Annotated in this window: 1 pseudogene; it reads left to right on the top strand. The window is 65.1% G+C overall.

Features of this window, described 5'->3' with window-relative positions:
• Nucleotides 1-209 (top strand): annotated as a pseudogene (locus QMX82_RS25810) (thiamine pyrophosphate-binding protein); the annotation flags it as partial.

Below are 209 nucleotides of genomic sequence, written 5' to 3'. Positions count from 1 at the left end.
ACCAACCTGGTCACCGCCGGCGCCTACGCCTACCTGGGCGGCATGCCGATGCTGATGCTGACCGGCCAGAAGCCGATCAAGAAATCCAAGCAGGGGCGTTTCCAGATTCTCGACGTGTGCCGCATGATGGCGCCGCTCACCAAGTACACCCACCAGTTCGCCTCCGCCGACAACATCCCGTCGCGCATCCGCGAGGCCTTCCGCCTCGC

This window comes from Pseudomonas sp. PS02302 (assembly GCF_029959585.1).
In the GTDB taxonomy this organism is placed as follows: domain Bacteria; phylum Pseudomonadota; class Gammaproteobacteria; order Pseudomonadales; family Pseudomonadaceae; genus Chryseomonas; species Chryseomonas aestiva.
This window is presented reverse-complemented; position numbering and strand designations above follow the sequence as displayed.